Here is a 22,212-nt window from a genome sequence, read left to right as displayed (position 1 = left end):
AATCCTTTTTTAAGAACCAATCTCAATCCCCTCTGACCCCCACAAGTATGAAAGAAACCGACGATTCCTGGCGCGAGCTTATGACAAAAAAAGAAGAATTCCTACATATCTTACGAATTCTGAACCACTACTATGAAATGCGGGGCGAAACCAAATCCAAACAATTTGCCTTTCGACGCGCCTTAGCTGACTCCGCCCCTGAATCCGTGCAGATCTTTTTCTCACAAATCGGAACCTTTGAATACCAAGTGGCCTGTCGCATTCTACCCGAAGAACAAATTGAAAGTTGGATCCATATCGATGGAATCGCCGAAGAGAGGGAACGTTTGAAACAAATTGGCAATACTGAACATCCCGTGTTTTCGCTCGTTTGTCTGGGAGATTTGTTTGCTCTTTCTCTTCCCAGCTCTGTTTCCATTTAAAGGAAATCCCCAAGAAAAATCTTGATTCTTTTACAAGCACCCGTTAGGATTTGCCGGTGTTTCGGCAATTCTTTCGATTGGTTTGGTTTGGTCTTTTGTTTCTACTACAACCAATCCAAAACCTACCTGCACAAGATTTTAAAACCCAATATTTCCCTGATGAAGGTTATCTCCAAGCTTGGAATTTCACTTTTAGGAATGAAAAATATAATTTATTCGCCACATTCCTTGTGAGTAATTTTGGACCAGGGTCGCATAACAACGGTATATCGTTACTTTTAAAACCGAAAGACCAACCTGTATTTTATTCTACTCGTGAATTCGATGCTGATGAATATGAATCCAAAAAAGGCCTGTTCTACCAAAAGAGCGGTGACAATTGGATGGAAAATAAAAACGGAACTTATTCTTTCCATATGAACTATGGTGATTGGGAAATCAATTTAGATTACAAACCAAGACGAGGATCTGTTCCTATCTCTAAAGGAAGATATCCGTTGAAAGAGGAAGGAAAATTTGTCCAAGCCGACATCCCCTTCTCCTTCTCTCAAGTCACAGGCACCATTCGATACAAAGAAACAATCGAAGAAGTCAAAGGTGTAGGTGGATTGGAACATATCCTCTCCAACGAAGCCGTGTATCAGTTTTCCAAAAAATGGGAATTGGTGAGATCCATTACAAAGGATGGACATCGAATTTTTACCGGTGGTTTTGTGGGGAATGCTGATTTCCCTGGAGCCTTTTTTCGCCGTGTTGCCGTTCTTGATCAAACAGGCCACTTGGTTCTGGAAGGAACAGTGGAAAGAGCCGAAGTTTTAGACTGGGAAAAAGAACCTACTTCTGGTTATACAATCCCGAAAACAGAAGTTTTGTACTTTAACGAAGGGACATGTTCCTTACTTGTCAAACGGACTCGTCCCATTGCCACAATGAGTGCTTTGGAAAACATTTCATCATTTTTACGATTCTTTATCCAACTCTTCTTTGCCAAACCCTACCAAATCCATTGGGATGCAGATCTAAAACTAGATTGCCCAGAGTGGTCAGGGACTGCCAGAGGATACCATTCCAATTATTTAATCAATGAATGAGGGATGGTTGCATTAATATGAATGGATACCTGATCCATAATCAAACTCAAATCCCATTCAATACAAATTGATAACCTAAAGAATAAACTTCTGTCCTTCATGGGCAATATGAACCTGCATTCCACCTGGTTTTAATAACCGAGCTTCATCTAAAATTATTCGTGCGACTTCGTGGTCTGTATGGTCTGGTTCATGATGAGTGAGGACAACAGAACGAATCTCCATCATTTCCGCAAACTCCACGGCTTTACTTACCGCAGTATGACCCCAACCCAGTTTTTTTTCCGCCTCAGCAGTGCTATACTGGGCATCAATGATGATAAGGTCGGCACCTGCAATTTGAGGTTTCATTTTGATTAGATGTTCCCGGTCTTCTTCTCGGTATTCGACGTCCGTACAAAAAAGGAAAATTTTATTTCCTTCTCGAATCCGGTATCCTGTGCAAGAACCAGGATGGCGAAGGCCAAAAGGAATGATCTTTAGTCCACCTAACATATAGGATTCGAATTCTTTCCAAAGATGGAAATGTTTCTTCGAAGCCATTTGTTCTAAGGTAACTGGAAAATTTTCTGGATGTTGTTGGCGAACGAGACGTTCTTCTAAATTTTCAATACATGAGTAAAAGTGAATATTACAAGAAGGTGAATAACCAGGTTTAAAAAAAGGCCAACCTTGGATATGATCCCAATGTGTATGGGAGACAAGAATATGGATGTCCATATTCTCTCCGCTAAAAGCTTGCGGTGCTAGTTGGTTTCCGAGAACCCGAAGTCCCGTCCCCATATCTAAAATGACTTTTTCGCCCCCGTCCCCTTCAACGTATACGCAGGTGGTGTTTCCTCCCAAATCTTGGGAAAGAGGGATGGGCAAATGGTTTAAAAATTCTTCTTCAGAGAATCCGTCGGGATCCTTTTTCCACTCTTCTTTGGCCATTTGGAGAATCTTTAAAGTTTTCTCCCGTTGTTCCGGTTTAGAAATCGGGGTGGGGAGAGAGCCTCTAACACCAAAAAGAGTTATTTTCATCTAGTTCCTTTTTAAAATCCTGACAATACATCATCGGAAGGAATGCATTTGTTAGTTAACCCAGAAATCCAAGAAAAACTTTGGAAGTTTACTACCAAGACTTCCTATCAATCAGACTTTCTCCTGCAACCTAAAGATCGGGGGGAAAAAATCGACCTAAAAAAATCTTTCCCGGAAGAGATCCAAAACTTTGTTTTAGAACTTGGATCGGGATGGGGCGAAGTGGCAATCGAATTGGCCGCAAACGACCGCCAAACAGGTTACCTACTGATGGAGAAGAAGGTAAACCGAATCATTCACACCGAAAAACAACGAAAAACGCTCGGTCTCGAGAATATCCGCTATATGACCGTTAACTTCCAGTGGTTCTTCGATGAACTATTAGAGAAAGAAATTTTTGACAAAATTATCATCAACTTCCCTGACCCTTGGCCCAAGAAAAAACACCGCAAAAATAGACTGATGCAAACTGATATGCTCGAACAGATTTATGATCTATTAAAACCAGGCGGGAAGTTGTTATTTGCGACCGATTACGGCCCTTACGCGAGACGAACCATTTCCCTATTCCGAAAATTTTCCAAATTTGTTTGGGAAGAAAAAGAATATGAATTCGAAAGACCCGGTTTCCCCGTTTCCTTTTTCGAGACCGAAAAAAGAAATGAAGGAAGTCGAATCTATTATCTAAATAGAACCAAACCTAAATGAAAATTCCAAGAAAGGGTGGTTCTCCTTTTATCAGACCAAAACCATCTAAGTAAGAACTAGCAATCTTACTTAGAATGAATTTCGTATTAAGTTTGTTCTTAATACCTACTTTAAAGTTAATCTACTGTGACCGTACTGATACGGAGGCCATCACGGTCTCCCTTCCAAGGAACAGAGGTTTTGTCACTTCCTTTGATAAGAAGTAATTCTTTGGATCTACCTTCCACCACAAGCCCATCCAATGGATAATAAAAATCTCCTTGAATGGCATAGGAATCTTTCCATTTAGAGCCACCTTTCCAAAGATAGGCGGTGTTCTCGGTATTGATGAGTAAAGATTCTGGATTTTTCACAACCGATCGAATCGATTCTGTATTTCCTAAAGAAGAGAGTTTTGCTTTTTCCGTTCCTTGGTAAATTTGATTTCCGAGTTGTACCAAACAAGTATCTTCCAAACATCCGAGGATCTGAGCCGATTCTTTTGTATCTTTCTTAAGAACAGGAGCCGATACCTTCTTATCTTTTTCAGAATTGGAAGAACCGATAGTAAACACTTGCACTTGGAATTCTTTCTTTAAATCACGAAGGACAAAAAGTTTTCCCTCCGTTGTATGAGAAAAACTTAGAAAATCATTTCCATTCCACTCTTCTTCAATTTCTAAATTGGGATTGGTTCTTACGATCTTACGATCGTTCCCTTTTTCTTTTTCCAAAAGAAGTAAAAACCCATTCCCTTCGGCCGAACCTTGTTTGACTTTCCAACCAGCTAGAACTTGTTTTTTGAAACTCACCTTTCCTGATTCAGGATAGATTTTTGTTGCTGTATCATTAGAAATTCCCACAAGTTCTTTTCCAGCAACTAAGATTTGGTAAGGAGCGGAAGTGTATTGTTTCCAAACCAGTTCCTTAGTGATCCTATCATATCCCACAAGAGCCGTTCCATAATTCACAATGATTCGGTTGGGATATACAATCGGTGTGGAAACAGGAGTTCCCGAAAGATTGAGATCGGTCACATGAAGTGGTTCATCGTCCAAAGCATCCGAAGGAAGGAGTCTTGCGTATTTGGTTTCCCCATATTCACGTAAGATTTTTTCTTTTACTTGGTTCCGTTTGGTTTTTACTTTATCGGAGGGAGATTGTTTTTGTTTGGCATCTAAAATGCGAAACTGCGCAAACAATGCTTCCGCAGAAGGTTCTTCTTTCAGAACACGATCAATGATCTTCTCTGCATCGTCTAATTTGTTTTCTTTGAAATAGATATACGCTAATTGGATCTCACCATCCATAAAATCTGGATCCGATTTGCGAATGGATTCCAAAATGGATTTTGATTCTTTTGTGAGGTCTTCATTAAAATAAGCAATGGCTAGGTTATAAGAAGAAAGGCCAAATTCAGAATCCTTGACCCTTGCTTTTTCAAATTCTCTTTTGGCTCCGTCCATTTGGCCTAGTTTATACAATGCCAAACCTTTCGCTACGTTACTCGGTGCAAAATTCGGATTTACCAAAATAGAACGATCAAATTCATTAATGGACGCTTCGTAGTTTTTACGTTTCATGGTCACAAGGCCTAACATATAGTAGGCGTAATAAGAATCTGGTTTTTCTCTTAAGATATCGTAGAATCCATCTTCGGCTCTTTTGAGTTCGCCTTTTTTATAATAGAAAGAGTAAATCCCTTCTTTAAAAGAAATTGCATTTTCTTTATTGGTACGAACGGCATTTTCCAAAATGGAAAGACCTTTTTCTTCTTCACCCTTTTCGATATAACATTCTGCAATTTTTACAAGAAGCGAAGCTTTGGGAACTCGGTCATAAGCCTTTTGGTAAGGGGTCACCGCTTCAATGTATTTTTTGCGATTGAATAGAGAGTTCCCTTCTTTCACGAAAGGCAAAATCTCCGCAAAACGAGAGTTCTCTGCTACCGTCTTTTCTGTTTCAATCAGTTCCGGAATGTCTTTCGTGTATTTTTTGGACTTTTGAATGAATTCATTCGCACGAGTATAATTTTCTTTGGAATTTTCCTCAACCGCTCGTTTGTAATACAAACTTCCCAATCGGTAATCGACAGCATCATTGTTTGGGAATTTTTTCTTCAGTCCTATGTATATGGATTCGGCTTCATCCCATTTACTAGCATCTTCTGCAATTCGACCCAAGGTGATGGAACTGAAAGGATCTGTAGCGGAAAGAATTTCTAGTTTTTTGATGTATTCCTTTTCCTTTTTGGATTCACCCGTTTTGGCATACACACGAGCAAGGCCTTGTAAGGCACCAGGGTTTGTGGCATCCAATCGGTAGGCTTCTAAATAAGAGGATTCTGCTTTTTTGTATTCCCCGAAGGCAAAGTAAGCACGACCAAAGGCATTTTGTGCTGCCGGGTTTTCTGGGTTCACACCCATTGCTTTGCCGTATTCATCGAAGGCTTGTTTGCGTTTTCCTTGGCGAAGGAAGGCATCCCCATCAGCGATAAACTTTTGTGATTCTGCGAGTATCTTTGCTTTGCGAATCTCTTCTTTTTTAGCCTTAGGATGTGACTCTGCTTTTTTTAATACATCCAGTGCTTCATCAAAACGACCAGAATCAATCAGCACATACGCTAAGTTGAGTTTTGGTTCAAAAAAGTTAGGATCCCAAGCCGATGCATCTTGAAAACTAAGGGTTGCTTTTTTTGTTTCTCCCCATTTCCACTCGCATATCCCTTGTTTGTTGCGGATCTCTGCATTTTTAGGGATTTTTTGAACTGCTTGTTTGGAAGTTTTCAAACAATCGGAATAATTATGAGTTTGGATATAAACATTACACAATCCCACATAGGCATTGGGGTTTGTATCTGAAAGAGAAATGGATTTTTTAAAACTCTCTTCACTTTCTTTCAGTTTGCCACCTAGTAACTGAGCATTTCCAAGAAAGGACCACACAGAACCATTTTGCGGTTGTAACTCCGTGGCTTTTTTGAATTCAGAAGTTGCCTCTGTGTAATTCTTTTTGGCAAGAAAGTCATTACCACGTTGGATGAGGGATGCGATTTTTGTAGAAAGTTTGGCGTCTTTGGCAGTTTTTAGTTCAGGATTGAGTTTTTCCGCCTTGGCAAAGTAAGCTTCTGCTTCGTCATACCGTTTCAATTCTAAACAAATATCCCCTAATTGGTTTAACAATTCGATTGGATAAGGAAATTCTGATTTTGGTTCCAAAGGTTTTAGAACCACAAGACTCTCTTGGTAACGACCCAAGTTTTTTAAAAGTAATCCTGTTTTGTAAGTATAAATTGTTTCTTCAGGTTTTAACTGACTGAGAGTTTGATAGGTAGCAAGGGCTTCTTCATTTTCACCCAAAGTGGATTGGACAGTTCCAAGGCCAATGAGTAGTTTTTCGTTTTTTGGTTCTAAGTTTTTGCCTTTTTCATAAGCAAGTTTTGCATTCTCATAATCACCTAACTGGTAATAGGAAGATCCTAAAAGAGAATAACCATCGATGAGTTCAAAAGTTTTAATGGAGGTCTTTGCTTTTTCCAAAGCAACATCCATATTTCCTTTTTGGAATTCGTTACTTCCTTCAGCGACAAGTTCCCTTGCTTCTTCAATTTTTTGGCGATCCGATACATCGGATTTTTCTACCACTGCATCTTTTACAGTAACAGGTTTAAAATCCCGGGACCTACAACCGACAAAAAACACGACGGTAATACATATAATACTAAGTTGTCTCATTTTTGGAGCCTTTCCTCAAACTTAACCATATCAGGATATCGAATTTTTAATCCTCGAAGAGGACTGCCCGTCACCGGAGCGTTATGCGGAGTTAATACTCCCAAATTCCAAAAAGTTTCAAAGTTCCATGGAAGTTCTTCCACAGTTTTATTTCCCAAAGACAAACGGATCAGTTTCTTTTCAATGTCGGTCGAAAGTTTGATACTTCTACCTTTGAGTGGGTCTTCTTTATTCCAACGAAAGGAAGAACGAACAGGGGCTTCTTTCTCTTCCGAAGAAAACTTAATGATATGGAAATCTGTTTTATCAACATAGATGAGGATGGCATTTTGATTGTGGTCCGTAAAAGACAAACCAACGGCACCATTTAAATCTTTCTCAAGATCTAAAACAAGTTCTGCTTCTAGATAATCGGGGATGAGGTCTTCGGAATACACTCCATACCAACCGGTAGGCAAATCTTTGTTTTTTGCAAAGGTAAGTTTACCAGGGAATGTGGCCGAAAAATTGGGAGAGGCCGAGGTTAGATTCCAAAATTCTTCTGATTCCCAACCCACCCCATCTTCCAAAGAAATTGGCAGAGCAATGGATGTGATTTGTTTTGGCCTAATTTTGATTCCGGCTTTCGCATATTCAAAGTTAGAATCTTTTTGCGTACGAATGAACTGGATCGGATAACTTCCGTAAGGAACACCCGATTCGGCATATTGTGTTTTTCCTTTTTTCTGACCATCCACCACGATGTCGAGGCCAGGAGGAAAACTAGAAATGACAATGGTTCCTTGGGAGATATCATCGCTCCATTCCTGGAAGACACGAGTGGTTTTCCCTGCACGAATTAAGATATTTCGTTTGACCGGATCTTTACCCGGCTTTGCAAAAGAAAGAGCATGTTTCCCATTGATGAGGGGATAGGAAAGTAAAGGTGCTTTGCCAACTTCCACACCGTCCAAGTAAATGGTGGTTCCGGGCGAAGTAGAAAACACAGAAGCATTTCCTCGTAAAGAGGAGGAAAAATAATTACGTAATTCGTCTTCTGATGGAGAAGAAACTTCTGCAAAATAAGCAGGAACACTTCCTGTCAAAGGTTGGAGTTGTCTTTTGCCATGAAAAACATCAAATGATTTTAAAGATTTAACAACAGGTTCTTTTTCTTCTTGGTAAACAAAGATCGCCTTTCCATAGTTTTGTGAAAGAACTGGATCTTTGTATTGTACTTCCACCGAATACCTTTCGGCACTGCGAGTGAGGGACAATTCCAATAACAAATCCAAGTCGGCGTTTTCCGCAAATTTTGGATCTGGATCTTTGGGGGCTTTTTTGTATAACCCAAGTTTGTTGTGAGGGAAGAGGACTTTCTCTTCGAGTAACAATAAATCGGATTTAGAGAACCCCTCTGGAACTTGTTTCCAGAGGAGTGAAAAATGAGGAGTGGATTTATTTACCAGTCGTTCTTTGTAATCTCTGCCCGAAGGAAGGGGTTCTGATTCACCCGGTTCAGGAGTGATGAACTTAGGTTTTGTAAAACTTCGGTTCAGTGTTTCGATCTTTGTGACCGAAGAACAGTAACCGACTAAAAAACAAAGGACCGGTAAATAAACATATCTCATTTCGTCTTATCAAAACTCTCTTTAGGTGCTAATTTTAGGGAATCTTTCTGAACATCTTTTTTGATGTATTTTGAATCTTCGATGGACTTAGCAGTTGTAATCACTTCGTCTGATTTTGATTTGGTGATCTCACGAGATTTTGCTGCTTTTTCCAATTCTTCAACAGAAGATCCAATGTTCAATTTTTGAAGTTCTTCGTTGTTAGTGCGGAGTTCGTTTGCAAGAGACTCAAACTGTAACATCTTAGTATTTTCAAAAGCCAACATTTCTTTCATTTCTGATAAAGATTGTTTGTCCATTGGTTTGATCATTTTATCAGAAATTTTAGTATCATTTCCTACTTCAGCTGTTTTCTGTTTGTCGACAACGATTTCGTTTTCTGAGTTTGCTTTGCGAATCGCAACCGCACCATCAAGAACCGTATACTTCACTACGCAGTTTCCAGAACCACAAGCTACGTTTCCACCTTTAGCCGATGGATTTTCCACATTGGTGAGGAAGATCGTTCCACGAACACCCGCGATGGAAGTCGGAGTGACTACGCTGAAAGATTCTGTTTTTCTTTCTTTGCGAAGAACAGTCACTAGTTTTCCGTATTGCATGTTCACTTCTGTTTCGCGTGAACCGTCGTTTGCTGCAAACGCTTGGCTTACACTCAGGGATGTGTTTTTGTTTAACTTCAAAACTCCGTCTTCCCCAACAAGGATTTCCACGGAACCGTTTTGGCCGGTTACGATGGTATCTTTGGAAGTTAAAACATCACCCAAGTTTGGTTTTACTTGTCCGCTTTCGCGAATCACGACGACATCACCTTTTACAAAGGCAACAACGACATTACTTTCTTGGTTCGATTTCTCTGTAACATTTGTTAAAGATTCCTTAGAATCTTTTTGGCAAGCGGCGAAAAATATGGCAAAAATTGCCACAAATCCCAATACCGCCAACCGATTGATCATTGCACGTTTCATATTCCTTCCTCCGGAAATAACATTCTAATTTTAGATAACAACTGAGGGCTTGGCAACTCTTTTCCCTAATGCCTTTTTGTGACAGCTTTTGCCCAATGGTCCCGTCTTGTCACTCTATGGGGGTTTTCTAGGCTCTCAATCATGGATTCTAAGCTTTTTTTTCTGGTTTCATCCATGGATTCATTTAGGTGTTTTCGCATGGAACACTCAGAACCCAGTTCACAGCAATAAATTTCCTTACACGTTTCTTTAATCTTTCGTAATTCGGGAAAACTTTCCCAAAGTTCAACAGGTGTCAGGTGCAGAATGCCCCATTCTTTGACTCCGGGAGAGTCGATAAGGACCGTGTTTTCTTCCAAAAAAAGAGCAAAGGAATTGGTGGTGGTGTGTTTTCCTTTTTTGGTGGACCCACTCACAAGGTTCGTTCGTTGCACCGTCTTTTTATGAAGATGATTCATGAGTGTGGACTTACCCACTCCTGAGTTTCCGCAGAGAAAGGTTTGTTTCCCACGAATTTTTTCCCAGAGAGGTTGGATGGACTCCTCCGAAAGAAGAGAGACTGTCATCACTTCGTAACCTAACTCACGATAGTAAACTTCACGTTCTTCAATTTCTTCGTCCGAGATTAAATCTTTTTTAGTAAAAATAATGAGGGGGGGAATTTCGGTGTGGTAAGCTGCAGCCAGGAGACGATCGATAAATCCAGGTTTTGTTTCCGGATCTTTGCAAGAAGCAAGGATGGCCAACTGGTCTAGATTAGCACATAACACATGACTGTCGCCGCGATCACTCTTTCGTGTGAGGTAATTCTTTCGTTCCATCCGTTCCGAGATGACCCATTCCTCACCAGATGATTTTTCGGCGAGGACCATGTCTCCGACAACAAAGGGATGGCGTTCGCCTGAATCCTTTAACCTAAGTTTCCCCTTAAGAACGGCGCGGGCGTACGCAGTTCCTTCTGAATAAATTTCATAATAGGCTCCGAAGATGCGAGCGATTGTAAATTGTTCTTTACCCAAGTGGAATCTTCACCAAAATAATCAAGTTCTTACATTCTACATAGATGACATGCAAACACAAGTTTTCTTTCCTTTGGGAATCATAATCCTTTCTTCTTTTGGCTGGTTTGTTTTTGCTTATGCCTTAAATACTGCCGATTCGACAAAAAACTTGTCAGTTCCTGCATTTGCCTTAGGACTTTTGACACTTTCCCTTTTGTATTTTTTACGTAAGAAACCAAAATCTAAACCGACAGAAAATCCAAAAAAACGAGATGAACTCGTTCAGAACCTATTTGCCTTAGAAAAATTCAAAGAAGAACTGATTTCCTTCAATGACCCAGACCAAATCAGCGAAACCATCAGCCAATTCCTTGCCTCCAAGATCCCAGCAGATTTTGTACAAGTGTATACTTGGGATGAAAAAGAAGGACAATTCCGCCCAAGACCTTTTTTAGAATCACGAGATCAAAAATTTTCGGAACTCCCTTCCCTTCCCGTATTCAATCCTTTTTTGTTATGGTTATCGGAACGAGAAGGAATCCATATCAAAGAAAACTTCATTCAGTTTGCCTCTACCAATCATGAAAAAATAGCAAAACAAGCATTAGATTTTTTTACAGAGACCAAATCAGAGTTAGTGGCTACTCTTTCCATCAAGTCGAGCCTTGTGGGTTTTATCCTTCTTGGAAAACACAAAGAAGGAAAAATTTACGATATAGAAGAAATCGAAATCATTCTAGAGATCTTATCTGTATCTCTCATGTCTCTTTCCAATTCGATGATTTACCAACAGTTGTTAAATCTAACAGAGACCTTGGAAGCAAAAGTGCGAGAAAGGACCAAAGAATTAGAAGAGACCCAAGCCCATCTTGTGCAGTCTGAAAAAATGGCATCCCTTGGGGTGATGGTGGCCGGAATCGCTCATGAAATCAATACCCCAGCAGCTGTGATCAATGGAGCGGCCGACAACTTAGATGCCAACTTGGTGTTTGTATTGTCTCATTTGGGAGAGATCACCCACCTCATCCAAAACCCAGACTTTCGTTCCATTTATTTAGACATCCTCTTTAGTTTTGTAAAAGAAGATCCCGCAGCCAAGATCGATCCGAAAGATAAATTCAAACTGAAAAAAGAAACTAAGCTTCGATTCATCCAAGATGGAATTCCAGAAAACGATGCTTCTGACTTATCTACATTTCTTATCGATCATCATCTTTTGCATATGCAAGACGAGCTAATACGGATTTGGAAAACAGGGGGAAAAGAAACCTTTGAGATGTTAAAGAATACTTTAAGCCTCCAAAGAAATATCAAAAACATCAAATATGCGATTCGTAATATTGTGCGTATTGTGAAAGCGCTGAAGTATTATTCTCACTTGGGCCAAGCTTCCTATGCTGTATCCGACCTACATGAAGGTTTGGAAAACACACTTGTGATTATGCAAAACCAAATCAAACATGGAGTGGAAATCGAAAGGATTTATGGAACCATTCCACCAATTCGTTGTAATATCGATGAACTCAACCAAGTGTGGACAAACCTCATCACCAATGCCATCCATGCGATGAAAAAAATAGAACATCCAAAACTTGTCATCTCCTCCCGAAGGATTGGGGAAGACTATGTACTCATTAGTTTTGAAGACAATGGATCAGGAATTCCCACAGACATTAAAGATAAAATTTGGGATCCCTTCTTTACAACCAAAGACCAAGGCGAAGGAACAGGGCTTGGCCTTGGGATTGTGAAAGGGATTATCGAAAAACACAAAGGAAGGATTGAAGTGGAATCGGCTCCTGGAAGAACTCTTTTTATGGTATATCTACCGTTAGTTGGTCCTGGAGATGTTCCCAGCATCCCGAAAGAAATCTTCCGGGAAATTCGAGGTTAAGAAAAAAGAGGTCTACCTAAAAGTTTTTCCCAACTCTCTTTGGTTTGTTCAAAGTTCTTTCGTAAAACTCCGACTTCACTTTCACTAGAAGATTGTTTTGCTTGTTTCCATTTTTGGTATTCTTGTAAGGCGGATTCACGGAGACTTGCGAGTTGTTCTTCCCAATGACGAAGTTTTTCTTCCCCTACATTTGCATATTTATGAAGGGTTTCTTTTTCTTTCAGAAACATAGTTTTTTGTAAGATTTTTTCTTCTGATACTTTTTTTAGATTATATGTAAGTCCCAAAAAAGAAAGGCCTCGAATCATCCATTTGGACGGATCATAATCAAACCAACGAATTCCATTGCGATAGTCGGATTGAAATTCATGATGAAAGTTGTGAAAACCTTCACCAAACGTAAAAAAGGCGATGATCCAATTGTCTCTTGCCGTTTGTTCTTTGGAGAAAGTTCGTTCTCCCCAAACATGACAAGCACTGTTGATAAAAAATGTGAACTGGTGTACTACAAAAAGCCGAAGGAACCCCGCAACAAAAAATCCTTCTAAAAACGAACCCCATAACATAGTGATAAAACCAGGAAGGAAAAAACACATAAAGATAGAAATGGGATAAAAATGTTTATGTTGCCAAAGAACCAGAGGATCGTTCGCTAAATCTTGTACCCCATGTTGTATATACTTTCGTTTGCGAAACAACCAACCAATGTGGGCAAACCAAAATCCTTTTTGGATCGAATACGGATCTTTGTCTGTATCTACAAATCTGTGGTGGATGCGGTGGTCTTCGCTCCATTCGAGAGCTGTAGATTGAAAAGCCGCTGCTCCAAAAAGAAGTAAGAGGAGTTTGATCGGGGATTTTGCTTCATAAGCCTTATGAGAAAAAAGTCTATGATATCCTACAGTGATTCCCATTCCCGTGGCAAAGAAATAAAATACAAACAAGGCCCAAGTGCCTAAGTGGATGGTATCATAAAGATAGACATAAAGAGTTCCGAAGATTCCCACTAGAGGAGAAGTGAGTAAAAATATCGTGGTTACCCAATCGATCGGTGCTTTGATTTTGATTTCAGCTTGTGTCGTCATAGAGAATTCCTGTTTCATGGAGTGGGAGTCCTAAACAAGGATTTCGGTTGCAAAAAAATATGAGTACAGAACGTTACAAGCCGGGTTTTTTAGAACAGTGGGGACGCCGGGTTCTCATCAGCATCGGTTCGCGTTCTCGTAAACCCAAAGACTCTGGCAAAAGTTTTGCCTACCATACAAGGATATTGATCTTTTCCGGCATATTTTGGTCCTTTTGGATTGGGTTTTTGCCCTCGATTGCTTTTGTTTATCTTTGTACTTACCTTCCCCCTCTCTCATTTTGGCCCCTTGCTGCCATCTCGCTCCCGGCCCTTCTCGGGTTTGTATTCCTACTGGTTCTTGCCACCATCATTGAATTTTATCTCCTATTTCGCTTGGGGTTTTATTTATCCTTTCGTATGGCACAGTATGCCGACATCGAACTTGCCGAAGAACCCGAACTCATCACTCCGATTCCCGGTATGATGGCCCGTTTGGTATTGGAAATTCCCGACCCTAGGGTTCGTTTGTATGGAATTGATCCTTACAAACACCTAAACGAAAGAGCCCTCTTCTTTCGCACAATTTTGTATAAAAGTAAAGTATTCCTATCGAACATTTTCGCAAAACTTTTGTTAAAGGTATTTTTAGGACGGACGGGGCTTCGGTTTCTGATCGAATACATATCGGGTCCTGTGACAGGAATTTGGGATAGCCTAACCACCTATATGATTTTATATGAACTTCGCAAGCGAATCATTACTAGAAAGTTATCCGATGCTATATTAATAAAAATCAAATCTAAAAAAAGAAGCGATGGATTCATTGAATCGACCGTCCGCGCTGTGGCCCTCTCCATCGTTTTTACAAAAACCTTCCACCCTAACTTTGAATATTTGCTCTTTCGATTGATTGGCCTTTTGCCCGAAAGAGACAAATTGACAAACCTTGACGATTGGGCCGAGTTTGTTCGCTCCCTCCAAAATCTAACAAAGGATGAGAGAAAATGGCCGATTGCAACCTTTGCTCTTTGTTCCTCTTTTGATGGAAGTTTAAACAAAGAAGAATTGGAGGCATTCAGCGAGATTACGGAAATTTCACCTTCTTGGCTTCTCGAGCGTGTTCGATTTTTGAGTGCCACCATTCGGAAAGGGGAACTTGCAGAATCTTTGCAATGGATGGAAAAAATCCTTCCCGAAGAATCCATTCACTGAAAGACTAGAATTGGTCTAAACATAACAGGAGACAATCATGGCACAAGTAACACTCAAAGGAAATCCCGTTCCACTCGAAGGGAAGATTCCGCAACCAGGGGATAAAGCTCCCGATTTCCGAGTCGCAAAACAAGATTTAGGTGATCTAACATTAAAAGACCTTGCTGGGAAGGTAAAAATTCTAGTAGCCGTTCCTAGTTTGGATACAGCAGTTTGCGCTTTGGAAACAAAAAAGTTTAACGAAAGAGCCGCCAAAGAAAACGGAATCACAACACTTATCATTTCTGGTGACCTTCCCTTCGCAATGAAACGATTTTGTTCCACAGAAGGAATCGATTCTGAAAATTTAATTACAGGATCTCAGTTCAAAGATTTTTCTTTTTCTAAAAATTACGGAACTCATATCGCTGCAGGCCCTCTCGCAGGACTTTCCGCACGTGCTGTTTTTGTTGTGGATAAAGACGATATCGTTCGTTACACAGAACTTGTACCAGAAATTGGAAGTGAACCCAATTACGATACAGTTCTTGCGGAAGCTAAGAAACTCGTTTAGTCAATTCATGGATTTGGCAGGGGAGATTCAGTCCTGCTGCCAATTCTTTGATTTTAGAAACAAGCTCTCCATCAAAACTAAAAAACACAACCTTCCACTCTTCTTCCGCACTCGCAATACACTGCAGTGTGTATGCCAAAGCAGAATCCCTTCGGCCCTCATCCATATGACGAAATGGTTCATCTAACAAAAGATAGGGTAAATTAAACTGTTTCCCGATCCGGAAAGCATATTCCAAACGTAATACATAAGAGATTTGTTCTTTTGTCCCTGTAGATAAATTGGTAAAAACCAAACTTTCCTTTGAGGAATCACTAGTGATATGAATTTCATCCGAAAATCCATTCCATTGGATTTGTTTTGCAGGAAGAGAACCTCTCAGTGCATCCATTCTTGTTTGTAAGGATTTAACAAGAGAGGACATTTTGTCCGTACTTTCGACCTGCATTTCCGAAAACACTTCAGACAAAACGACCAATGCTTGGAAGTTTCTCTCCAAATCATTTTTCCATTTTTCTTTGATTTCTAAATCTCGTTTGGTCCCTTCCCATTCTTTTTGTGCCGGAACCATTTGTGATTCGAGAACAGCCTTTCCCGTATCCAATTTTTTTTCTAACTCTAGAATATTTCGTTCTAAGTCCCGGATTTTGTCTGCGAATGTTTGAATTTCATTTTCTAATCTTTGTTTGGTGGTCCGATCTTCCGAAGAAAATGTTTTGGAAATTCCCATTTTGTCCCAGTCACTGAGTTTGTCTTTGAGTTTGAGTTTCCATTCACCCAAGTCCTCAGTTCCCCATTTTTTTGATTCGGTTTTTAAGGATTCAATTAAGGTTTTTAATTTATCTTGTTTCAATCGAATTTGGATAAACAATTCAGAAAGTTCCGATAAAGAACTGACACCAGCTTCTCGCCAAATCGAAGTTAGCTCTCTCTCTTTCTCTGAAAGAATTTCATTTGTTTTTTTATCTTCTGATTGCAACCGAGCGATTTCCTCTTCCAAGGCCGTCATCGCCGTAACCATACTTTCTGATTCGAGTTTTTGTTTGGTATATTCCCTATCGAATCTTTGGAAGGTAAGAGAAAGTGATTCCATACTGAGAGAATCCGGTTTCCACTCCCCTAAAGTTTTGGTTTCCATCTCCGTGGCAAGTCGCCGAACCATTTCCTGCCATTTGGGTTCATCTCTTTCGATTTGGATCTCTTTGGCACGAAATACAAAAAACAAAGCCAAACCCAAAAGAAGGACAGGCACAAAGTAAATCCAAACCACAAAGTCTGTAAATAGAGAAAAGATAAGAGAAAAAATTCCCAAAACACCAGAACCACCCGCCAAACTTCTGTAAAGTGGATTCCAAATGATTTTTTGGACTACTGGAGATTCTTCTTGGAACCTTCGGAGGGTTTGTTTCCATGTTTCAAAAAAATCAAAATAGGATTCTAGTTTTTTGGATTTTTGTTCTACTGCTGTTTTTTGGGTTTTTGAGGATTCCCATTTTGAATCTAAACTTTGTAATCTTTCTTTCGATAGAGACAATTTTTGATCTAAGGCTTGGATTTCTCCATCTAACAATTTCCCTTTTCGATCTAAGTCCGATTTTAGAAGTTTTTCCTCTTGTTTGGATTGGGATTCAAGAGTTTCCCATTGTAATAACTGGCTGTACACACGATCCGCTTGTGCATGTTCTTCGGTTTCTTTGAATGTTTCAAACGCCGTTTGTTGTTTGGACTTTTCTGCCAGAGTTGATGCCAATTCCAATTTTAATTTTTGGCGTTCGGCCTCCCAAAGGGGAAGGTCTGCAAATTGGGAAGAAATTTTATGTAAAGAAAATTCTGCATCGTTAAACTTTTGTTTAGCGGTTTCAAAACCAGACAAAGCTAAATTCCATTCTTTGGCCGATTTTCTAGTTCCTGATTTGGCAGAAAGTTGTTCGACTTGTTCTTTTAATTGAGAAGGGTTGTATCCACTATCGAATATCGTTTGTTCGATGGTGCTCACGAGTTCCTTTTCGGAACCTACATCCATATTTCCTTCGCGGATCACAAGAGAGTTCAAATATAAATTCTGAGAAATCGAAAGTTTGGGAATTCCTAAATCGGAACTTCGATCCGCTTTGTATCGGGCATTGAGTAAAGCTCCATACTTTGTACTTCCAACGACTTTCACAAGAGCGGAAAGAAAGGCATCTAGGATGGTTGTTTTTCCTGATTCATTCGGACCTGTAAACACAGTCACTTTTTCGATAGGGAATTCTTTTTTAGAAAAGATACCGAAGTTTTCTAATTTCAATTTCATCGGTTTTTCTTTCCTTCCAAAATCAAACGAATCCCAGTGACTCTTGTATGTTTCCAAAGAGTGGAATCCATTTTATCTTTTCGTTCATTCATTTTGTCTAGGAACTGTTTTACAAATTCGTTTTCAGACAAATGTTTGATGACTGTAATTTGTGATTCATCGGGATCAAATTCCAAAATACGATACTTTGATTTCCATTCGCGAAGGACCGATTCTTGGAAATTTTGTTTTTCTGTCATCGAGTCCACATAACCCGCAAAACGAAACACAATCCAATCGGCGGGATTTGTTCCTTTTAAGTAGGTTTCAATACTCTCTTCTGGTTTTCCTTCTGTGTCTAAAGTAACAAGGATTTCTCTATACTCACCAGCTTCCTTCCAATACACAGATTCTGTTTGTATTTTGGATCCATCAATATGAATGAAAATCCCACCCCTCGGCCCTGATTCTCCTTTTCTCCAAACACGAGAAGACCCCGCATAACCAACGCTACAGTTTCCAACGGTCCCCTTTCGTGCCCGGTGGAGGTGCCCAATGGCAAGATAATCTAAACCCAAATTTTGAATGAGATGAGGATCCAAATACGACCCGCCCTCTTCTTCTTCCTCATGTAGACCAGTGAAACTCATCCCGGAAACTGTTCCATGAGCAAGGCCGATCCGAACTTTGGTTTGTTTGGGAGGAGGAGGAGAAAGCAACAATCCAGAATAATTTTCTTGGTGGGGAATGGATAAAAACTCGATTCCAGAATCTTCAAATAAAAAATAAGGAGTTTCGTCGAGGACCTTTACTTTTGTGGACCAATCATAATCCGCATAACGATTGCTACTCCCTTTTTTCTCCAAGATTTCATGATTTCCGGGAAGGAAGTAAACAAGGCCTGAATACGAAGAGACTTCTTTTAAAAAATCCGACCGAAGGCCTTCTAGATCGGGAAAGGTATTAAAAAGGTCACCACAAAATAAAATACGATCGCATTTGGTTTGTTCTGCGGTATTAAAAATTTCTTTAAGAACTGCTAGGGAATAAGTTCTTTCGTCCTTGGAACTATTAGAGAGATGGAGGTCGGATACTTGTAATAACTTCATATTGTATGGTTGGGAGAGAGTTTACCTCCCCCCTGGGACAAATTAAAGAAATCACGAAAAAAAAGCAAGACCCGGTTAGATCACCCGGTCTTTTTTGAACTCCGCAATTTTATCCTTGGGATAACCCAAACCTCCCAAAATCTCCTCTGTATGTTCCCCGTGTTCCGGGGGATCATTTCTGTAGACGAATGGAGTTTCCGAAAAGTGAAAAGGAGACCCAAATTGGAGGATGGGGCCATATTTGGGATGATTTCTTTCGAGGACCATTCCCCGGTCTTTCATATGGGGATCTTGCGCTACTTCTTTCATATTGAGAATCGGAGATAAACAAGCATCCGTATTATCAAATAACGGTTGTAAATCGGAATATGTTTTTGATTTAAAAAAATCAGTTAACTTTTGTTTGATGAGAGGAATATTTTCTTCGTTCATGGGATGGTCTTTGGTAAGGTTTTCCATCCCCGCGGCTCGTAAAAAAGTTTGAAAAAACATATCTTCCAAAGCACCAAGGGCCACATACCTTCCTTCTTTCGTTTCATAAACATTATAGTTGGGTAATTTACCAGAGAGAATATCGTTTCCAGCTTCAGGAGAGGATTCAGAGGCGGATAAAATTCCACCGTATAACGAAAGAAATTGGAGAGAAGCATCTGTCATAGAGATATCAATGCGTTGTCCTTTCCCTGTTTTTTCTCTGTAGTAGAGAGCAGCAAGGATGGCTGAAAGTGCAGTGAGTGTTCCTCCACCCACATCGGCCAATTGAAAACCTGCGGGTCTTGGAGGATTTCCTGTTTGGTCCAGAACCCCCGAGATCGCAAGATAGTTCAAGTCATGTCCGGCAAAGTCTACGTACTTACCCGAGATTCCATAGCCAGAAATTCCACAGTAAATCAAACGAGGAAATTTTTCTTTTAAGACATCATATCCAATTCCCATCTTGTCCATTCCATCGGGACGAAAACCTTCGAGTAAAATATCAGCGTCTTCCAAAAGTTTAAAAAGAATTTCTTTTGCCGATTCTCTTTTCAGATTCAGAGTGATCGCTTTTTTATTACGATTGAGCATCATATACAAAGCAGGGTATCCCGTTTTTCCTTTGAACATCGCACGAGACCCATCGTAAGCTCTGGGGTTTTCAATTTTAATGACTTCGGCTCCCATATCCGCTAAGTGTTGCGAACAGAGAGGGCCCGGAAGGAGCAAAGATAGGTCGACGACTTTTACACCAGCAAGTGGTCCTTTGGATGATTGATTTTGATTTTGGCTCATTTTTGTTTATTGCATATCCTGGAAATTTTTTTCTGATTTAGGTTATTTTTCTCGTAATATATAAAGGGAGAACCCTAATTGGAAGTCATACGAGGACAAAAGGGAATCATGTTCAGGGTCTGTTTTTCCATCGTTTCCCTCGCTTTCTCCATTCTCACTGTATCTTGCCAATCCATAACACCTATTAATCTACAGAGGTTATTTGCTTCTTTTTTTGCGTCCACAACTGGGCAAGGTTCTGTTATTTACGAGTCTGAGAATTTTTTATTTACGAGTGAAAATGGAAGACAAGCAGAATTCACAATTCGTTTGAACATAGAACCAAACAGTTCAGTAAGAATTGGACCAATCACGGTCTCCGATCCTACGGAAGGTGTTTTATTATCAGCCACCTACCTTGAATTTTCTGCAGACACTTGGAATGTACAACAAAGCATACGTTTGGCGGGAGTAGATGATCTACTGTCTGATGGAAATCAAAACTATAGAGTCCAACTGGGAACTATGTTTTCTTCCGATATTCGATTTTCTACACAAGGTCTTCCCGTATTACTAGTTGTCAATACGGATGATGAATCCTCCGGTGTGGCCGCAAGTCCCAGTCTTGGCCTAATCACTTCCGAAACCGGAGAAACCGGAACCATTGCTTATGTTTTACAAACAAGACCCATGAGAGATGTTATCATACGAAACTTTGTTTCCAATGATACAACAGAAGCGACAGTCGCTGCAGTAGAACTTGTTTTTACACCTAACAATTGGGATGTGCCACAAAGAGTCACAGTGACCGGTGTGGATGACTTTAGTGTGGATAACAGTACCTTTCAAATATCAGCCGATCCGACAATATCGGATGATCCTGCTTACTTAGGCAAAGTTGTTCCTGTCATTACAGGAACAAATGTCGATGATGATGTGGCTGGGTTTACAGTAGTCAACTTATCGGGACTCACAACAACAGAAGCAGGTGGTGCTGTGAGTTTTGCTGTTGTGATGAACACTCTCCCCACGAGTTCCGTAACCATTCCTTCGATTGTGGGCACACCGAGTACAGAAGGTACAGCTTCTCCATCTTCTCTCACTTTTTTACCGGGAACATGGTTTACTCCCCAAATTGTCACTGTGACTGGTGTGGATGATTTTATTGTGGATGGGCCAAGAACTGTTTCTGTTGTTTCAGGTGCTGCCACCTCTGCGGATACAGATTACAATGGTTTGGCGGGGCCAGTATTTCCCTCGATTACCAATACAGATAATGATGTTCCTGGCTTTGTTCTCACTTCGCCCGGGAGTTTGACTATATCGGAAAATGGAGGAAATCTTTCCTTTGCCATCCATCTTTTATCCCAACCTCCTCCTGGATTTACGGTCACACTCACAGGAATTTCAGAAAACAATACCATTACTAATGCCAGCACTACGAGTTTAGTTTTCACCAATGCCAATTGGAACGTAGACCAGTTCGTCAATATTACCACAAACAACAATTCCATTGATGAAGATACAAGAACCGTCACTTTACAATTTGGAACGGTGGATACTGGTGGTTCTGCCGATCCTGTTTATAACTCCGTAACTCCACCAGCACAAGTGACCATCCTTGTCACCGATGATGATACCGCAGGATTTACCGTCACTCCCGTCGGTGGACTTGTGGTTCATGAGAATGGAACTCCAACGACCGAAACCTTCACTGTAGTTTTAAACTCACAACCGACTAACTCCGTGAGTATTCCAACCATCACATCCAGTAATACATCCGAGATTACTGTTTCTCCTAGTTCTTTAAACTTCACTACAGGAAATTGGAACACTCCACAAACCGTCACCATCACATCAGTGTTAGATGGAACCGATGACGGGGATCAAAATGTAAATATCTCTTTTGGAAATTCCTCCTCTACAGATCCCAAATATAGTTCACTATCCATTCCCGCAGTGACCGCGATCAATACCGATAGTAATGAACCATTGGTGCGAATCCAAAATTTATCGGCCTCCTCCATGGTGGAAAATGGAAGTTCTACCATTACCTTTGAAATCAGATTATCATTAAAACCAAATGCCAATGTAACGATTGGACCCATTACTTCTTCTGATGGATCAGAGGCAGTTCTACTCAATAGTTCTGCAGGAGTTGCTTCCTCACGAACACTCACCTTTACACCAACGAACGGGCAGGCTGCGAACTATTCAGGTGATACCAGTGATAGTGGTTGGGATGTGGTGCAAGTGGTGACCATTCGTTCCGTTTCTGATTCCTTCGATGATGGGAACATTCCTGTCACAGTTCATATCCCC

15 protein-coding genes and 1 pseudogene are annotated in these 22,212 nt (G+C 40.3%); 7 read left to right on the top strand and 9 right to left on the bottom strand.

Features of this window, described 5'->3' with window-relative positions; genetic code table 11:
• Positions 1 to 47: 47 nt before the first annotated feature.
• Together JWG41_RS04765 and JWG41_RS04760 are read left to right on the top strand one after the other, a co-directional pair.
• Positions 48 to 422, top strand: coding sequence for an LIC_13246 family protein (locus JWG41_RS04765; RefSeq protein ID WP_205268802.1), 375 nt, complete (start codon positions 48 to 50; stop codon positions 420 to 422).
• Positions 423 to 478: 56 nt separating this feature from the next.
• Positions 479 to 1,513: a hypothetical protein gene (locus JWG41_RS04760; RefSeq protein ID WP_205268801.1), complete on the top strand. Its 1,035-nt coding sequence runs from the start codon at positions 479 to 481 to the stop codon at positions 1,511 to 1,513.
• 75 nt (positions 1,514 to 1,588) lie between these two features.
• On the opposite strand, the gene JWG41_RS04755 is transcribed toward JWG41_RS04760, so the two are convergent.
• Positions 1,589 to 2,536 (bottom strand): MBL fold metallo-hydrolase, encoded by a 948-nt coding sequence (locus JWG41_RS04755; protein WP_205268800.1) that lies wholly within the window; start codon positions 2,534 to 2,536, stop codon positions 1,589 to 1,591.
• A gap of 48 nt (positions 2,537 to 2,584) precedes the next feature.
• Between JWG41_RS04755 and trmB the strand changes: the two genes are divergently transcribed.
• Positions 2,585 to 3,244, top strand: coding sequence for a tRNA (guanine(46)-N(7))-methyltransferase TrmB (gene trmB, locus JWG41_RS04750; RefSeq protein ID WP_205268852.1), 660 nt, complete (start codon positions 2,585 to 2,587; stop codon positions 3,242 to 3,244).
• A 116-nt stretch (positions 3,245 to 3,360) separates the two neighbouring features.
• On the opposite strand, the gene JWG41_RS04745 is transcribed toward trmB, so the two are convergent.
• The 4 genes from JWG41_RS04745 to rsgA all read right to left on the bottom strand — a co-directional run bounded on the left by JWG41_RS04745 (position 3,361) and on the right by rsgA (position 10,554).
• On the bottom strand, positions 3,361 to 6,957 hold the full coding sequence (locus JWG41_RS04745) for a tetratricopeptide repeat protein (RefSeq protein ID WP_205268799.1): 3,597 nt from the start codon (positions 6,955 to 6,957) through the stop codon (positions 3,361 to 3,363).
• Complete coding sequence (locus tag JWG41_RS04740) at positions 6,954 to 8,567, bottom strand: LIC10124 family lipoprotein (protein WP_205268798.1); 1,614 nt, start codon at positions 8,565 to 8,567, stop codon at positions 6,954 to 6,956. The genes JWG41_RS04745 and JWG41_RS04740 overlap by 4 nt, the downstream gene beginning before the upstream one ends.
• Positions 8,564 to 9,535 carry a FecR family protein gene (locus tag JWG41_RS04735; protein WP_205268797.1) on the bottom strand — a complete coding sequence of 324 codons (972 nt, stop codon included), beginning with the start codon at positions 9,533 to 9,535 and terminating at the stop codon, positions 8,564 to 8,566. The genes JWG41_RS04740 and JWG41_RS04735 overlap by 4 nt, the downstream gene beginning before the upstream one ends.
• Positions 9,536 to 9,600: 65 nt before the next feature.
• Positions 9,601 to 10,554 carry a ribosome small subunit-dependent GTPase A gene (rsgA, locus tag JWG41_RS04730; RefSeq protein ID WP_205268796.1) on the bottom strand — a complete coding sequence of 318 codons (954 nt, stop codon included), beginning with the start codon at positions 10,552 to 10,554 and terminating at the stop codon, positions 9,601 to 9,603.
• A gap of 49 nt (positions 10,555 to 10,603) precedes the next feature.
• On the opposite strand from rsgA, the gene JWG41_RS04725 reads away from it, so the two are divergent.
• The gene (locus JWG41_RS04725) at positions 10,604 to 12,430 is read left to right on the top strand and encodes a sensor histidine kinase (protein WP_205268795.1); all 1,827 of its coding nucleotides are present in this window, start codon (positions 10,604 to 10,606) and stop codon (positions 12,428 to 12,430) included.
• On the opposite strand, the gene JWG41_RS04720 is transcribed toward JWG41_RS04725, so the two are convergent.
• On the bottom strand, positions 12,427 to 13,515 hold the full coding sequence (locus JWG41_RS04720; RefSeq protein ID WP_205268794.1) for an acyl-CoA desaturase: 1,089 nt from the start codon (positions 13,513 to 13,515) through the stop codon (positions 12,427 to 12,429). The two genes, JWG41_RS04725 and JWG41_RS04720, sit on opposite strands and share 4 nt — an antisense overlap.
• A gap of 59 nt (positions 13,516 to 13,574) precedes the next feature.
• Here JWG41_RS04720 and JWG41_RS04715 point away from each other — a divergent pair, with 59 nt between their 5' ends.
• Together JWG41_RS04715 and tpx are read left to right on the top strand one after the other, a co-directional pair.
• Entirely contained in the window at positions 13,575 to 14,708 is a 1,134-nt protein-coding gene (locus JWG41_RS04715) for an LBF_2804 family protein (protein WP_205268793.1), read from the top strand.
• A 37-nt stretch (positions 14,709 to 14,745) separates the two neighbouring features.
• On the top strand, positions 14,746 to 15,261 hold the full coding sequence (gene tpx, locus JWG41_RS04710; protein WP_205268792.1) for a thiol peroxidase: 516 nt from the start codon (positions 14,746 to 14,748) through the stop codon (positions 15,259 to 15,261).
• On the opposite strand, the gene JWG41_RS04705 is transcribed toward tpx, so the two are convergent.
• The 3 genes from JWG41_RS04705 to JWG41_RS04695 all read right to left on the bottom strand — a co-directional run bounded on the left by JWG41_RS04705 (position 15,245) and on the right by JWG41_RS04695 (position 19,911).
• Complete coding sequence (locus tag JWG41_RS04705) at positions 15,245 to 17,554, bottom strand: ATP-binding protein (protein WP_205268791.1); 2,310 nt, start codon at positions 17,552 to 17,554, stop codon at positions 15,245 to 15,247. The two genes, tpx and JWG41_RS04705, sit on opposite strands and share 17 nt — an antisense overlap.
• On the bottom strand, positions 17,551 to 18,642 hold the full coding sequence (locus JWG41_RS04700; protein ID WP_205268790.1) for a metallophosphoesterase family protein: 1,092 nt from the start codon (positions 18,640 to 18,642) through the stop codon (positions 17,551 to 17,553). Before JWG41_RS04700 ends, JWG41_RS04705 begins: the two co-directional genes overlap by 4 nt.
• Positions 18,643 to 18,717: 75 nt before the next feature.
• Positions 18,718 to 19,911 (bottom strand): CaiB/BaiF CoA transferase family protein, encoded by a 1,194-nt coding sequence (locus tag JWG41_RS04695; RefSeq protein WP_205268789.1) that lies wholly within the window; start codon positions 19,909 to 19,911, stop codon positions 18,718 to 18,720.
• A 78-nt stretch (positions 19,912 to 19,989) separates the two neighbouring features.
• Between JWG41_RS04695 and JWG41_RS04690 the strand changes: the two are divergent.
• A pseudogene (locus tag JWG41_RS04690) lies at positions 19,990 to 22,212 on the top strand (beta strand repeat-containing protein); the annotation flags it as partial.

Origin of the sequence: Leptospira chreensis, from assembly GCF_016919165.1 — a bacterium.
GTDB classification, from domain to species: Bacteria; Spirochaetota; Leptospiria; order Leptospirales; family Leptospiraceae; genus Leptospira_A; species Leptospira_A chreensis.
Note: the sequence above shows the minus strand (reverse complement) of the source record. Positions and strands in the feature narration are given on the sequence as shown.